Annotated in this window: 15 protein-coding genes and 1 pseudogene; 15 read left to right on the forward strand and 1 reads right to left on the reverse strand. The window is 62.8% G+C overall.

Translation table 11 applies throughout. The features are described 5' to 3' along the window. Positions 1-302 precede the first annotated feature (302 nt). Complete coding sequence (gene ubiM / locus NKI67_RS25820; protein ID WP_352618404.1) at positions 303-1,484, forward strand: 5-demethoxyubiquinol-8 5-hydroxylase UbiM; 1,182 nt, start codon at positions 303-305, stop codon at positions 1,482-1,484. Between the two features lie 261 nt (positions 1,485-1,745). Beyond that, complete coding sequence (locus NKI67_RS25825; protein ID WP_352647526.1) at positions 1,746-3,653, forward strand: putative bifunctional diguanylate cyclase/phosphodiesterase; 1,908 nt, start codon at positions 1,746-1,748, stop codon at positions 3,651-3,653. A gap of 95 nt (positions 3,654-3,748) precedes the next feature. On the opposite strand, the gene NKI67_RS25830 is transcribed toward NKI67_RS25825, so the two are convergent. Continuing rightward, a complete protein-coding gene (locus NKI67_RS25830) occupies positions 3,749-4,018 on the reverse strand; it encodes a DNA -binding domain-containing protein (protein WP_352453619.1) in 270 nt (89 codons plus the stop codon). Between the two features lie 128 nt (positions 4,019-4,146). Between NKI67_RS25830 and NKI67_RS25835 the strand changes: the two genes are divergently transcribed. The 13 genes and pseudogenes from NKI67_RS25835 to NKI67_RS25895 form a co-directional block, all read left to right on the forward strand. Further along, a complete protein-coding gene (locus tag NKI67_RS25835; RefSeq protein WP_023722035.1) occupies positions 4,147-4,398 on the forward strand; it encodes a helix-turn-helix domain-containing protein in 252 nt (83 codons plus the stop codon). Between the two features lie 135 nt (positions 4,399-4,533). Beyond that, positions 4,534-4,761 carry a hypothetical protein gene (locus tag NKI67_RS25840; protein ID WP_352453620.1) on the forward strand — a complete coding sequence of 76 codons (228 nt, stop codon included), beginning with the start codon at positions 4,534-4,536 and terminating at the stop codon, positions 4,759-4,761. Between the two features lie 58 nt (positions 4,762-4,819). Then, complete coding sequence (locus NKI67_RS25845) at positions 4,820-5,140, forward strand: sunset domain-containing protein (protein ID WP_352468497.1); 321 nt, start codon at positions 4,820-4,822, stop codon at positions 5,138-5,140. A 487-nt stretch (positions 5,141-5,627) separates the two neighbouring features. Continuing rightward, positions 5,628-6,590 (forward strand): ArdC family protein, encoded by a 963-nt coding sequence (locus NKI67_RS25850; RefSeq protein ID WP_352647529.1) that lies wholly within the window; start codon positions 5,628-5,630, stop codon positions 6,588-6,590. Continuing rightward, positions 6,587-6,790, forward strand: coding sequence for a hypothetical protein (locus NKI67_RS25855; protein WP_352502724.1), 204 nt, complete (start codon positions 6,587-6,589; stop codon positions 6,788-6,790). Before NKI67_RS25850 ends, NKI67_RS25855 begins: the two co-directional genes overlap by 4 nt. 14 nt (positions 6,791-6,804) lie before the next feature. After that, entirely contained in the window at positions 6,805-7,224 is a 420-nt protein-coding gene (locus tag NKI67_RS25860) for a DUF2958 domain-containing protein (RefSeq protein ID WP_352647531.1), read from the forward strand. A 78-nt stretch (positions 7,225-7,302) separates the two neighbouring features. Further along, complete coding sequence (locus NKI67_RS25865; RefSeq protein WP_352647533.1) at positions 7,303-9,024, forward strand: ParB/RepB/Spo0J family partition protein; 1,722 nt, start codon at positions 7,303-7,305, stop codon at positions 9,022-9,024. 543 nt (positions 9,025-9,567) lie between these two features. Continuing rightward, positions 9,568-9,891 carry a DUF736 domain-containing protein gene (locus tag NKI67_RS25870; RefSeq protein WP_023672372.1) on the forward strand — a complete coding sequence of 108 codons (324 nt, stop codon included), beginning with the start codon at positions 9,568-9,570 and terminating at the stop codon, positions 9,889-9,891. Positions 9,892-10,042: 151 nt separating this feature from the next. Beyond that, a complete protein-coding gene (locus tag NKI67_RS25875) occupies positions 10,043-10,312 on the forward strand; it encodes a helix-turn-helix transcriptional regulator (protein WP_352647535.1) in 270 nt (89 codons plus the stop codon). After that, a complete protein-coding gene (locus tag NKI67_RS25880) occupies positions 10,309-10,857 on the forward strand; it encodes a S26 family signal peptidase (RefSeq protein ID WP_352647537.1) in 549 nt (182 codons plus the stop codon). The genes NKI67_RS25875 and NKI67_RS25880 overlap by 4 nt, the downstream gene beginning before the upstream one ends. After that, positions 10,845-11,531, forward strand: a complete 687-nt coding sequence (locus tag NKI67_RS25885; RefSeq protein WP_352647539.1) for a lytic transglycosylase domain-containing protein — start codon at positions 10,845-10,847, stop codon at positions 11,529-11,531. The genes NKI67_RS25880 and NKI67_RS25885 overlap by 13 nt, the downstream gene beginning before the upstream one ends. 193 nt (positions 11,532-11,724) lie before the next feature. Continuing rightward, a complete protein-coding gene (gene rlxS / locus NKI67_RS25890) occupies positions 11,725-13,695 on the forward strand; it encodes a relaxase/mobilization nuclease RlxS (protein ID WP_352647541.1) in 1,971 nt (656 codons plus the stop codon). A 992-nt stretch (positions 13,696-14,687) separates the two neighbouring features. Continuing rightward, positions 14,688-14,799 (forward strand): annotated as a pseudogene (locus NKI67_RS25895) (SMC-Scp complex subunit ScpB); the annotation flags it as partial. Between the last annotated feature and the right edge of the window lie 168 nt (positions 14,800-14,967).

Consider the following 14,967-nt stretch of genomic DNA (forward strand, 5'->3'; position numbering starts at 1 on the left):
GAAAGGGCCGCACCGAACGGGAAGCCGGCCATTTCATGATGACCTGACCAGACCATGGCGTGGCGATCGACCAGTCGACCGTGAACCCGCCGTTGCCGCGTTTATCGAGCCTGGTTGATCCACATCAGGGTTATCTCTTCATCGGCATGGTTTCATTGAGCATTTTTGAACGGAGAACGGATGTCTAACGGACGGTTAGGTCGCGTGGAGACGCTTGGGGAGATGAGCCGCAAACCGTGGATCGATTGCGATGCGTTCCAGTGCCCTTCGTCGCAGATAGCCGACGCAATGGCGGCACGCTGATGGCCGGCTCTGTCGATAGATTCGACGTTATTGTGGTCGGAGCCGGGCCGGTCGGACTTTCCTTCGCCGCGTCGCTTGCCCAGAGCCGACTCAAGGTGGCAGTGGTTGAACGGCAGTCGCTCGAAAGCCTGGCGAATCCGGCTTTCGACGGTCGCGAGATCGCGCTGACCCACGCATCGGTTGGAATCCTTCGCGAGCTCGGCGCCTGGGATGCCATCCCCGCTTCGGACAAATCACCGCTACAAGGCGCGCGCGTGCTCAACGGATCGAGCCCTTTCGCCCTGAGCTTCGACTCTCCCAGCGGATCTGGGGAACCACTCGGAATTCTGGTCCCAAATTTTCGGATCCGCGACGCCCTGTTCAAGCTTGTCCACTTCCAGGATCATGCCCAGCTGCTGTGCGGCCGCTCGGTCGTCAATGCAACAACCAGCCACAAAGAAGCAGTCATAAGGCTCTGTGATGGCAGGCAATTGGCCGCTCGGCTGCTCGTTGCAGCGGATTCGCGTCTGTCCGCGACGCGCGACCTGCTCGGCATTGGGGCCGACATCAATCGGCTTGGCAACTCCATGCTGATTTGCCGGGTGAGGCACGAGCGCGCCCATCACCAGATCGCGGTCGAATGGTTCGATCACTATCAGACGATAGCGATGTTGCCGCTCATGGAAGGCGTGTCGTCGCTGCTTCTCACGTTGCGCTCAAACGAGGCCGACAGACTGCTTGCTCTCGACGACGATTTGTTCCTGATGGAATTGACGAACCGTTGTCGAGGACGCCTCGGAGAGATGACCTTGGCAAGCACCCGCCATGCCTATCCGCTGGTCACGACCTGGGCGCACAAGTTCTGGGCTCCGAGTGCGGCACTGATCGGCGATGCTGCCCTCGGCATGCACCCGGTGACCGCGCATGGCTTCAACATCGGCCTCAGCGGCCAGAAGCAACTCGCCGATGGAATCCTGGCGGCATGTCGTGAGCGCCGCGACATTGCTGATCCTGACATGCTCGGCAGATACGAAAGCCGGCTGCGTCTGTCGGCGGCACCGCTCTATCATGCTACGAATGTACTTGTCGCTCTCTACTCAGGCGAGCACCCGACGGCACGGCTTGCAAGACATGCGGGGCTTCGCTTTGCCCAATATCTTCCCTTTATCCGCCATGGCATTTCGGCCATGCTCAGGCGGTGAATCGCTGGCAGCGCTGCCGCTCTGGAACGCTATCTCGGCCCGGCTTCCTTTTGTCTCTGACGTTGCCGATCCTGGCATGATTCGGATCAAGAAACGCGCGCGGACGAGACCTTGATGATCAGCCGGCAATCCTCAGAGCAGACCTGCGACCCGAAGCCATGGTGAGCGCACTGGCTATCCCTGCTGGATAGTTAACCCGTCCTTCAGCGGGCTTGCGTAGCTTGTCCTCGCGAACAACGATGGGAGCAAGCTGGTCCGTCCATGGCCCCGAAGAAAGAAGACACGCTGGAGGCCAAAATCCGTCAGGATCAGCTTGCTGACCTGAGGACCGGTCTCTTCGTGTCGATGCCGATAAGCGCTATCCTGTCAGGCCTGATTTGGGCGGTGCACGCCCTTTCTGGCAGCGGCTTTGCCGCTGCAATCTGGTTCCTGGTCGTCAATGCGATAAATGCCGCCCGCGTTGCACTCGCGCGTTATCAGCTAAAGGAAACGGGGCGCCATGACGGTTTAGTGGGGGTTTTGCCGCGGCTTCGCTGGTTTGGCATCCTTGCTCTTCTGGCAGGGTTTGCCTGGTCCTTCCTGGCCGTCCTGACTGTTGGATACACGACACCTCAAGCACCGCTGCATCTGGTCATTCTGGCGGGCATTTCCGCTGGTGCGGTTACATACGGCAGTTCGTATGCCGCGGCGGCGACCAACTTCATCACACCTCCGCTCCTCATCACGGTGGGTTGCCTTTTGGCGAAAGGCAATTTTGAAGACTACATTCTGGCTTTTACCGTTCTGCTCTTCATGGGCGGCTTGGTTCGAGCTTCGTTTGTTGGGCAAGCACGGTTCCGCGAAGCGAGCCGCCTGAGGCATGAGGCCGAGCGGCTTGCGGCGGAGATGAAGGCCAGTTCCAGGCAGGACCACCTGACGGCCCTTCTCAACAGGCGTGGCCTCGAAGACGCTATCGGACGGTTCGAGACCGCGGATGGCCCCTTCGTGGCAATGCTGGTTGACCTGGACGGGTTCAAATCCGTCAACGATACCTACGGTCACAGGACCGGTGATGAACTGCTTGTCAGGATCGCCCGCCGCATAGAGGAGGAAGCACCGGAAGGCTCAACGCTCGCTCGTATCGGCGGCGATGAATTCGTGCTGTTTTTTCCCTCAACGAGGGTTTCGCTTTCTGCCAGTGATCTCGCCTCCAATATCATAGCCAAAATTGCCCGCCCCTATATCGAGGTCGCGTCCGTCCGGGTCGGGGCATCAATAGGAATATACCTGGCGGAAAGCCCGGGCCTGACCGAAATGTTGTTGCGGGCGGATATCGCCCTTTATACGGCCAAGCGTCGTGGCAGGAACGAATTTTGCCTGTTCGATGCCGAACTCGACAGGGAACTGCAACGCCGCCAGTCCGTCGAACGGGACCTTCATTCGGCGATAAAGACGAGAAGCTTGCAACCTTGGTTCCAGCCGATCGTGAAACTCGACACCGAGGCCGTGGTCGGCTTTGAAGCCTTGCTGAGGTGGTCCCATCCGACTCATGGTGCCATCTCTCCACCCGAAATCATCACAGCTGCACGCGAAACCGGAATGCTTCAGCTGCTGACGCAAACCGTATTCGCCGACTGTTGTGCTTTTATCGACGGCTTGGTGAAAGCTGACTGTCGTGATCTCCGTGTGGCGATGAATGTTTCACCGCGCGAACTGGAAGCCGGCGATATCGACGACATGGTTCTGGATGGTCTGGCGGCAAGAGGTCTCCCTGCAACGATGTTCGAGATCGAGATTACCGAAGAATCCCCGGTTGACCCGGACAGAGTGGATGAAAAGCTCGGACGGCTTTCACATGCGGGCATTTCCATCGCGCTCGATGACTTCGGCACCGGCTTTTCTACGTTGGCATCTCTCAAGGACAGTCGGATACGCAAGGTCAAAATAGACCAGGGCTTCATTCGCGGCTTGGCCAAGTCCCGAGAGGACCGACTGCTTGTCAAATCGGTCATCGATCTCGGTAACATGCTCGGGATCGAGGTCATGGCCGAGGGCGTCGAAACAGAGGCGGATCGGCAAACCCTGCACAAGCTTGGCTGCCGAACCGCTCAAGGCTTCCTGTTCTCCAAGGCTGTGCCTCTGAGCCAAGCATTGGAAATGGCAGTCAAACAGCACGCGAACCAGTTGTGACCGCTCCCGCCGCGCCGTCTCTCGCGGCCGTGCGCTCATGAGTGACGGGTATCTGAACTTCCTTGTTTGAAGAGCATGACAATCCGTGCTGTGCGTCAGCCGGCGAACAGTTCCTTGTAGCCGGTCGTGACCATCCAGTTCGCCCGGTCGATATGGCTGCGAAGAGCCTTGCGGGCGCGGACCGGTTCAAGGGCCGGGTCGATGCCTAGAATGAGATCGGCCATCTCCTCTTCGCTGGCATTGTCGGCGCAGGCATCCAGGATCCGCAGGTAGATCGTGAAATGCTGCCTATCGTAGGCCGTCAGGTTCTCCGACCAGGGGACTTCGTCGCACAGAGTTGAGTTTCGAGTCTCATCTGTTCCCATTGATCGATTCATGCCTGTTGCGAGCCTCGGCTGTTGAGCGCTGGATGCAACGCAGCATATCCCAAAATGGGATAATCCGAAACCGGGATTAGTCGCTGATCCGGTCTTTACCCGACCGGTTCGCCTACATGCCCAAATCTCTTCGCTCGCCCCGCCACCAGCGGTTTCTGGCCCAGCTGGTTTCCCTGCGCAAGGCCAAAGGCCTGACTCAGGCGCAGGTGGCCGAGAAGCTTGATCGTCCCCAATCCTTCGTGGCCAAGTACGAGGGTGGAGAGCGGCGTCTCGATGTCATCGAGTTTCTCGACTTAACTGCGGCGCTTGACGCTGATCCGTGCGAGATTCTGTCCAGCCTGCGGGCTAACGGGCGCCTGCGCGTCTAACGGCTCGCGCCGGTACCGTGAACCGAGCGTGCTTTTCTTCGGCAAGCTGCCATTCCGCTGCGGGTGGGTCTTTACCAAGCCATGCCGATATAGGATGATAATCCTAGGTGGGGCGATTCCTCAACGGAGATCGCAATGGCTAGGACCAAACTTTCCAAGCAGCTTTCACAGGCTGAAATCGAGCGCTTTCTCGCGGAGGCAGAACGGCTGCACCAGAGCATCGTCCAGCCGCTTCTATCACCTACCAGCAACCATTACCGGGCTCTCCAACGCACCCATGAAGCGCTGTTGAAGACGGTGAAGGATATCACCGGTAAGGATGCGCCGTTCATTCAATGGTTCGGAACAGGACCGGTGAATTAGACCAGACTTATAGACTCCAGGCTGCAAACGTCGCATTCTCTCTTCGGGGAGAAGGGGCGTGGGCAACCATCGCTATCAAGACAATCGGTACAACCGTCGCAGGTATGGCGAGCGCCATCGTTCGAAGGATGTTCCGTTGTGGGCAAAGATCGTTGCTGGTGGAACAATCCTGGCTGGCTTTCTTGCCTTCGAAATCGGCCCTGCCGCTCTCGGCTGCAACATCAAAGCCAATATCAGCTACAACACGGGCGAGCGCATCTATCATGTTCCCGGACAGGAATATTACTGGGAGACGCGCATCAACCTGTTGAAAGGCGAGCGCTGGTTTTGTTCGGAGGAAGCCGCGCGCAAGGCTGGGTGGCGGAAGTCTCGGGTCTGAGCGTCCGTGGTAAATGCTTGCGAAAATGCTGCATCGCACATGTTTTCGGTGCAGCATTCATTTGAAGTATTTATCGCGATCCGTTCGAAAAATCTGTCCAGCCTGCCGTCCTGGCGGGCGCCCGCGCGCCTGACGACGCGCACCAGGTGCTCGTGAACCGAGCCCGCTTTTCTTCGGCAAGCTCAGGCGGTCTCGGCCATTCGGCTTCGCCCCTTGGCGTGGGCAGCCCTTCGGGCTGAGACGGCCGCCGTCCTTGCGGGCGGCGCGGTTTGTCTGTTGGCCTTTCCCGGTGGCGCGGGGTGGGCGGCACTCCCTTCTAGGCCCGCCGCGGCATCCCGCAACCCTTCGCGTGCCGCTCAGGGTCCTCCTCTTCGTTCCGGTCCTTCGGATGCGGTCCGCCTCCCACGGCGGGCCTTTCCGGTCGCGACTCGCCGCCCACCCCGCTTCCGGGGAAAGGCGCGGCGATTGGCGAGCGGAGGATAAGACGATGCATGCAAACAGCAAGCGTTGTGCCAGCACAGAGGCTGGCGCAGGCAAGGGCGGGCGCCCCGGCGCCAGCCTTTATCAGGAGATCACCGACCGCATCATTGCCGAACTGGAGCGCGGCACCGTGCCATGGGTCAAGCCATGGGGCAGGGCAAAGGCAGGCCTTGGCCTGCCGAGGAATGCATCCTCTGGGCGCACCTATTCCGGAATCAATATCCTCATCCTGTGGGGCGCGGTGATCGAGCGCAGCTATCCCAGCCAGAACTGGCTCACCTTCCGGCAGGCGCTCGTGCTTGGCGGCAATGTCAGGAAGGGCGAGCGCGGCACGACCATCGTGCATGCCGACCGCTTTGTCCCCAAGGACGAGAAGGAGCGCGCACGCCACGAGGGCGATGAACCACAGGCCGTGCCTTTTTTGAAGCGCTTCACCGTCTTCAATGTCGCGCAGTGCGATAATCTTCCGGAAGACCTCTATGCCGCCGCCGAGCCGCTGCCTCAGTGCGAGATCGTGCCGCAGGCCGAGACGCTCATTCGCGCCAGCGGTGCGGATTTCAGGGTCGGCGGCGATCGCGCTTTCTACATGCCGGGCAGCGACCACATTCAGGTGCCGCCGCAGCCGGCGTTCCATCACCAGATCGACTATTACCGGACCTGCTTTCACGAGCTTGGCCACTGGACCGGCCACCCGACGCGGCTTGCTCGCGACCTCTCCGGCTCGTTCGGCTCCAAGGCTTACGCGCGTGAAGAATTGGTCGCCGAAATCACTGCCGCCTTCGTCTGCAGCAATCTCGGTATCGAGCCGGCCGTGCGTCATGCCGATTACATCGGCTCATGGCTGAAGGTGCTGCGCGAGGACAACCGCGCGATCTTCCGTGCCGCCAGTCTTGCCTCCAAGGCCGCCGATTTCCTGCTTGGCCTTCAGGCCGATGCCGAAGGCGAGGCGCAGGAAGGGATTGCGGCATGACGATGCGCGATCCTCAACTGACCGCGACCGAGCCGACGCCGCAAGGCGAGCAGCTGCTCATTCCCGGCGTTCGGCCGATCACCACGCGCGATCGGCTCACCCTCCTGATGGACGCGCCGATGTGTCCGCGCGCGGCGCAAAAGCCGCTCGATATCGGCCTCTTCGATGAAGCCAGCAGAAATCAACTCGACCTGTTCTGACAAGGAGTCTTTCCATGATCCTGATCACCGATCCACTGCGCGCACGACTGCTCGCCAATAGCGCCGCCGACGCCGACATCGACCATTTTCCCGTTGTGAAACTGTTTAATCCCACAGGTGCCGCCACGTGGCTTCTGAGCGAACTCGACGCCGATGGCGACACGCTGTTCGGCCTTTGCGATCTCGGCTTCGGCTTCCCCGAACTCGGCAGCGTCAGTCTGGCCGAGCTTGCATCCGTAAAAGGTCCGCTTGGCCTCGGCATCGAGCGCGACCTGCATTTCCAGGCGCGCTATCCGGTCTCCGCCTATGCCGAAGCCGCCCGCATTTGCGGCCACATCACCGAGGCCGAGCGACTTCTGCGGCAGGCAGCAGACGCCCTTTCAAAGCCCCATTCCGAGCTTCCGCCCGACACGGCGGAACAGCAGCGCCGATAGGCGCAAAAACCGTCCCGCCGCGCCGGCCTTCGGCCTCTGCGGCCGGGACACCCTCAACCAAAGCGAAGGAGAGTAACCATGCAGCTTGCCCACATCCCCCTAGATCAGCTCAACATTTCCGCGCTCAACATGCGCCATGGAAAACGCGCGCCCGACATATCCGACATCCTGCCGTCCGTGCGCGCGCGCGGCGTGCTGGTGCCTCTCCTTGTGCGGCCCAACGGCCAGCCGGAAACCTTCGAGATCGTTGCCGGCAGGCGGCGCTATTTCGCCGCGAAATCGCTTGCCGACGAGCGCGGCGAAGGCGATCCCTTGCCCTGCGCCGTCATGGAGGACGGTGACGACGCCGATGCGCTGGAAGCCTCGCTGATCGAAAACCTCGCCCGCCTCGATCCTGACGAAGTCTCGCAATGGGAGACGTTTCCGCGGCTCGTCAGGCAAGGCCGCACCGTTCCCGATATCGCAGCGACCTTCGGCATCACTGACCTGAAGGTCAAACGCATTCTGGCGCTTGGCGACCTCTTGCCCAAAATCCGCGAAGCCTACCGGCGCGAGGAGATCGATACCGAGACGGTGCGCCATCTCACCATGGCGTCCAAGGCGCAGCAGAAGGACTGGCTGGCTCTGTCTGCCGATCCCGATCAATACGCGCCGCGTGGCTTTCAATTGAAGCAATGGCTGTTCGGCGGCCAGTCGATTCCCACCAAGGTGGCGCTGTTTGCCATCGAGGAGTATCCCGGCCTGATCACCTCGGACCTGTTCGGCGAGGACAGCTATTTCGCCGATGCCGACCTGTTCTGGCAAAAGCAGAACGAAGCGATTGCCGCCAGACGCGACACCTATCTGAACGACGGCTGGAGCGAGGTGGTGCTGCTGGAGCCGGGCCAGTATTTCTTACCCATGGGACCACGAGAAGACCCCGAAGAAGAAGGGCGGCAAGGTCTTCATCGCGGTCACGTATCGCGGCGAGGTCGAGTGTCCGAGGGCTGGCTGTCACGCAAGCAAGCCCGCCGCGCCCGCGAGGGCGGCGAGCAAGAAGAAACAGCCGCCAAGCCGCCGCGCCCCGAACTCACCGGCCCGATGCAGAACTATGTCGATCTGCATCGCCATGCGGCCGTGCGCGCGGCCATGCTCGACCATCCCGCCGTGGCGCTGCGACTCGTGGTGGCGCACGCCATCACCGGTTCCGGCCTGTGGCAGGTGCGCCCCGAGCCGCAGCGCGCAGCCAACGAGACGGTGACTGCCAGCCTTGCCGGCTGCAAGGCTGAAGCTGCATTCGGCAAAAAACGGCGCGAAGTGTTGGCCCTGCTCGGATCACCGGATGAGGATGGCGTGGTCGCCGGCGGCGATGGCGACGCCTTTGCTATCGCCGGCGTCTTCGCGCGCCTCTTGGCGCTCTGCGACGACGATGTCATGCGCGTTCTCACCCTTGTCATGGCCGAGACGCTTGCAGCCGGCAGCGCCGTCATCGAGGCGCTCGGCAACCATCTGAACGTCGATATGGGCACCTGGTGGCAACCGGACGATGCCTTCTTCGACCTCTTGCGCGACAAGGAAATCGCCAATTCGATGCTCGCCGATGTCGGCGGCAAGCTGGTCGCGGACGGCAATGTCGCCGAGAAGGTCAAGACGCAAAAGAAGATCATCCGCGACTTCCTGGCGGGCGAGAATGGCCGCCTCAGGGTCGAGACCTGGCTGCCGCGCTGGATGAAATTCCCGGCCGAAAGCTACACCAGCCGCGGTGGCTTCCGCACCGCCGATCAGTGGACACAGGTACAGCCGCTGTTCGTCCGCGAATAATCGATCAGGGCCCGAGCGGCGGTTCTCTCGAGTGCCGCCGCTCAGATCGCGCGCGCCGCTCCGGGCCGCGCCGGCTGCCGATTGGTCGTCTTGTCGAGCCAGTGCCTTGCGCGAGAAATCCCGACGCCAACTCGCCCCCATTTCGGCAGCCCTGCACCGCGCCGGGTTGCTTGCCGAGGCGCTCCGCGCATGGGCCAATTGTCCGATCGGGTTGCCGACAGAGCCCGCGCAGCCGGCGCCCTGTAATGCCGCCTGCTCGTTGTGCCGCCGATCGCGCCACCTGTCTCCATGTGTCTCAGGGACCATTCCCCTGCGGCTGGCTTGACGACCTATGGGCGGATCCGGCCCGCCCGAAACCCTCGCCAGCAGCTTTTTTCCCCGCCGCCTGCGGCGGCTTCCTCGCGCCGCTTCGCTTCAAAAAAGCTGCCCGCTCGGGTCCTTCGCTATCGCTGCGGCCGTCCCGGTTCCGGCGGTCCGGACGCGCCCATCACGGTCCGCCATCGCAGGGGAATGGTCCCCTGCGAGCACCAAAGGAGACTGAAAATGACCGCGATCGGATACGTTACCAAACAGGAAAACGGCGGCTACAAGGGCCAGCTCAAGACGCTTAGCGTCCGCGCCGACATCGACATCGTGCCCAATCAGGCAAAGAGCGCCGACACCCATCCCGACTTCCGGGTGCTGACGCAAGGGGTCGAAGTAGGGGCCGGCTGGATCCGCACCGGCGAGACCTCCGGCAAGGACTATGTGAGCCTGTCGATTGCCGCCCCGGAGTTCGGTCCGCGCAAGCTCTACGCCAATCTCGGCCGCGCCGCCGGCCAGGATGACGACGACACATACGCCATCATCTGGAACCCCGTCGACTGAACCGCCAGCCTCGAGCCCCGCGCCGCAGCCGGCGCGGGGCTCTTCTCAAGAAGGGGCGGCGAAAACTCGCCCCCCACTCTTCGCCCGTCCCCAAAACGATCTCGCTCGCCGATCCTCGCCTTCGCTTGTCCGTAGCGAAACGAGGACCATCATGGACGACGAAAACGAACGCGCGGCCCGCGCCAAGAAGGGCAGTCCGTTTCTCAACACCGCGCAGGCCGCCTTCTATATCGGGCTGTCCCAGCGCACGCTGGAGAAGATGCGGCTCAAAGGCGGTGGCCCGCAATTCCGCAAGCACGGCCGCTATGTCCGCTATCACATCGACGAGCTCGACGACTGGTCGAAGGGGCGCGCGCAGGAGACCAGGCCCGAGAATGGCGGGCACGATTCCGGCTCGGCCGGTGAGGGAGGCCGCTCATGAGCCGGCGTCCCACCATCCGTCTGATCGGCAGCCATCTGCGGCGCATTCGGGCGCGCAAGACGATCGCCGTGGCCACGATAGGCCTCAGCCTGATCGGCTTCGCCGCTTTCGACAACCCATCGCCCTGGCTGGTCTGGAATGCCTCGGCCAGTGCGCCGGTCGGCCTCTATCGCCTCGCGTCCGGATCACCGGCTCGTGGCGATCTGGTGCTCGTGCGCCCGCCAAAACCGGTCGCCGATCTCGCCGCCGAACGCTTCTATCTGCCCAGCAATGTGCCGCTGGTCAAGCGCCTTGCCGCGCTGCCTGGCGAGCATGTCTGCGCCTTCGGCGACGCCATCATCATCGGGGCCGAGATTGTCGCGCGCCGGCTGGCAGCCGACACGCAGCACCGTCCGCTGCCTTGGTGGAATGCCTGCCGCAAGCTCGCCGCCGACGAGGTTTTCCTGCTCGGCAGCGATAAAGATCGCTCCTTCGACAGCCGCTATTTCGGGCCGGTGCCGACCGAAAATATTGCCGGGAGGCTCGTGCCGCTATGGACCGAGTAACCCTCCTGATGCTCGGCATGGTCGCGATAGCGCCATGCGCCTGTTCCGCCGCGACCGACGCTCAGCCGGCCGACATCTCCCGTGGTCCGCAGCTGGCAAAATGGCAGCACTACGTAGCTGAGGCAAGCCGGCGTTTCAGCATTCCACAGCCCTGGATTTATGCCGTCATGGATGCCGAAAGCCGGGGGCAGACAATGCTGGACGGACGGCCGATCGCGTCACACGCCGGCGCCATTGGCCTCATGCAGGTGATGCCCGGCACCTACGAGGAGATGCGCGCAGAGCTTGGCCTGGGGGCCGATCCGCACGACCCTCGCGACAACATTCTGGGAGGCACTGCCTATCTGCGCGCCATGTATGACCGCTTCGGCTTTCCCGGCCTGTTTGCCGCCTATAACGCTGGGCCGGACCGCTACGAACAGCATTTGCAGCGTGGGCGACCGCTGCCCAGCGAGACGGTTTTGTATCTGGAACAGCTCAAGGCGGCGGGGATCTCGGCCGCCGACATGGACGCGTTCACCGGCAAATCCCGTTCCGGAAAAGCGCCGGAAATCCCGTCCGGGCAGTCGCTGTTTTTCCTGCGAAACGGTGTTTCCGCGACCGATCCGAATGGCCAAATCGTGGTGCCGCTCGGATCGGAGCGAGCAAGGTCAGGCCGGCCGGATCGCAGGTGAGGGCAGGGGTATCCTGGGTCGGGCGGGGCAGGGAGGCAGGGAGGCAGGTCCGCGGAAGGCAAGATAAAGGCATCGCCTCCTGGAGGCGGCGAAGTCTTTGTCTGCACATCGTTTTCCACGGAGGCTGCCTTCAGCGTCAGGAGAGCTGCAGCCGACAAACCTCTGATATTGCTTAAGATTGCTAGGAGGCTCAATGCAGGATGAAGAGTTCAAGCCGAGCCTGGGCAAAATCGGATCGCGGGGCTCGAAGGCAGGCAAGCGTTTCGCCGGCCAGATCCGCGCCGCGATCAACCGAGCCGGCGGCGGCAGCGGTCGCCGTGGCCGCTTCATCGGAAGCCGGGCGGGGCGCGGCGGGGCTGCTGCCGCCGTTCTCAGAGCGCGCGACCCCCACGCGGCGTTTCGGCAGCGGCGCGCCGTCGTCAAGGCCCGTATCGTCAAGCTGGCCGGCAAGGGTGTTGACGGGGCACGTGCACACCTTCGCTACCTCCAGCGCGACGGCGTGACCCGCGAAGGCGAGCCTGGCGAGCTCTATAGCGCCGACAGCGACCGCGTCGATGGCAAGGCCTTCATCGATCGTGCCGATGGCGACCGGCATCAGTTCCGCTTCATCGTCGCCCCTGAAGACGGCATCGAGTATGATGACCTGAAGCCGCTCACGCGGCGCCTCATGGCGCAGATGGAAGAAGACCTCGGCACTAGGCTCGACTGGGTGGCCGTCGATCATTTCAACACTGGTCATCCGCATACCCATATTATCGTCCGCGGCAAGGACGACCGCGGCGAAAATCTTGTCATCGCGCGAGACTACATCTCGTCTGGTATCCGTGAACGGGCGGCCGAGCTGGTCAGCCTCGACCTTGGCCCGAGAACGGACCGCGAGATCGAGCAACGCCTGCGCCAGGAAATGGAGCGGGAACGCTTCACCAGCATCGATCGGCAGCTGCTCCGCATCCGCGACCATGAGGGGCATGTCTCACCGGCCAGCCGAGATACGTTTCGCCAGACGCTGCACCAGGGCCGCCTGCGCAAGCTCGAGCGGATGGGTCTGGCTGAGGAAGTCGGCTCGGGCCGCTGGCGCCTTGATGGCGAGCTTGAAGCGACGCTGCGCCGCATCGGCGAGCGGGGCGACATCATCAAGACCATGCACCGCGAACTGACCGGCAAGGGGCTCGCCCGCAGTGCCGCCGACTATGTTATCCATGATCGATCTGCAGAGCAGAGGCAGCCTGTCGTCGGCCGCATCGTTGCGCGCGGCCTGGCCGACGAAATCAATGACCGCCATTACCTCGTCGTCGACGGCGTGGACGGCAAAAGCCACTATGTCGATATCGGCAAAGGCGAGGCCACCCAACCGGCGCCAGAGGGCTGCATAGTGCGGGTCACGCCGAGGGACACCGGGCCAAGGCAAGTCGACCGCACAATTGCCGAGATCGCCACGGCCCATGACGGGCGCTACAGCATCGATATCCATCTCAAGCATGACCCGTCGGCCACCGAACGCTTTGCCGAAACGCACGTGCGGCGACTGGAGGCGATCCGCCGGGCGACCGGTGGTGTCGAGCGCGAGCCGGACGGTACATGGACTATCGCGCCGGACCATCTCGACCGCGTCGCGGGCTACGAGCGTCAGCGAGCGAGGGCCGAGCCTGTTGTCGTCGACAAGCTCTCATCAATGCTGCTGGAGAGCCAAGTCAGCTTCGACGGCGCCACCTGGCTCGATCGAGAGCTGGTTTCCGAGACACCGGAGGCCTTGCACAGCTCTGGTTTCGGCCGCGATGTCCGAGAGGCGCAAGGCCGCCGACGGCAGTGGCTGATTGCGCAAGGTCTTGCTCGGGAAGAGCAGGATCGGGTCATCTATCGCGCGAACATGCTTTCGATGCTGCGCCAACGCGAGTTGAACCGCGTGGCCGGCCAGTTGTCGAACGAACTCGGTCTGCCCTATTCTGAAGCCCAGAGTGGCGATCGAATAGAAGGCACGCTCCGCCGCTCCGTCGAGCTCGCCGGCGGAAAATACGCTGTCATCGAGAAATCGCGCGAGTTCACGCTGGTGCCATGGCGGCCGGTGCTTGAGCATCATATCGGCAAGGAGGTTTCCGGCGTCGTGCGTGCAGAGGGGATTTCATGGACCATCGGCCGGCAGAGAAGCGGACCAAGCATTTCGTGACATGGCTACACAACTTCTTTTGCCCGCGTTGAAACAGGTACTCAGTCCGGACGGAGTTCGCCTGCTAATTGCCCGCGGCATTGATCTCGCGAGGGATAAATGGCTGGTCGTGCAAGACTTATCGTTCGCTCTACAAAAAGCGCCGCGATGATTCATCGTGTTCCATGATTCTGAGCCAAAACCCTCCTGCGCCACCACGGCACTCTTCCCGGTGCCACGGAAGCCGCGCCGACGCGGCGGTGCCGGCCTGGTTGCGCAGGGCTGCCCCGGACCCAAACAGTTGCGGCGCATTGAGGACATTGCAATCACTGACGGTGCGGCCCTCGGCGCGCTCGATGAGATAGTCCGCCAGCTAGAGAGGTGGGCTGGCGCCTGGTGACAGCGCCTAGGGCTTTCGGCGGCCGTGGTACGGCGAAGCAGGCTCGCGGCGTCGAGGATGAAGCCGCACTTCGTGATGTTCTTCTGCTCACACGACCGGGAGACAAGGTCGACCCCCGCGGGCCGGATGCTGTTGACCGGGCGTGAACTGGCAGCCTATCCCGCTGAGGATCTTCTAGCGGGAGAAACCTCGCTGCGGTGGGGAAGATTTCGGTCGTCGCCCGCGACGACGAGGCGGTCAGCGACCTGGCCAGACGAGCTTCGGCAGCTTTCCGCTGCGGCATGGTGACGTGCGCGATCATGGCCGCCGAATGAGATCGCTTCGAACGCACCGTCGGATGCTGGCTCGCCGACGCTTTTCTGGCGCAGCGCCTGGGTGGGGCCATGCGGTGCCGCTACTGGGCACCGAGGCAGCTTTGGGCATGAGACCCGATCAATCGCGCCGGGCCGCGACGGTCATTGCGGCATCTGGAGTCGAGGCCGGGTTCAGACCGGGGGAAAAACCTGCTCGTCGCGTAGGAGCCCCGCGTTGCGCGCCGTCGATCTTTCCGCCCAACTCGGCGCCGCGCGGACCGGGGCTTGCCATTGCCGCGAAACTGAGGCCAAGGCGACGGACCCGCCCTGCGTATATCGACGCCCGCCGCGCCGCCGTCGGCGGAAACGAGCGAGCCGTGGACCTCACACAATCTGAGGTGCTGGTGACGATGCATCGCCTACTTCCATCCGCACTCCTACCCACGAGCTCACCCGTGCGCCCGCGGTGCTGCGAACCCGCCGACGAATATTTGGCAGAAGCCGGAGTGGGCGCTCAGCCGCGACGAATTTTTTTGGCCTTGACCGGGCCGGGCGGCGCGACCCGATCGATCAATCAGCGCCCTTCTCGGGGCTGTCGGT

It is taken from the genome of Mesorhizobium sp. M0408, from assembly GCF_040321495.1.
Classification (GTDB): Bacteria; Pseudomonadota; Alphaproteobacteria; order Rhizobiales; family Rhizobiaceae; genus Mesorhizobium.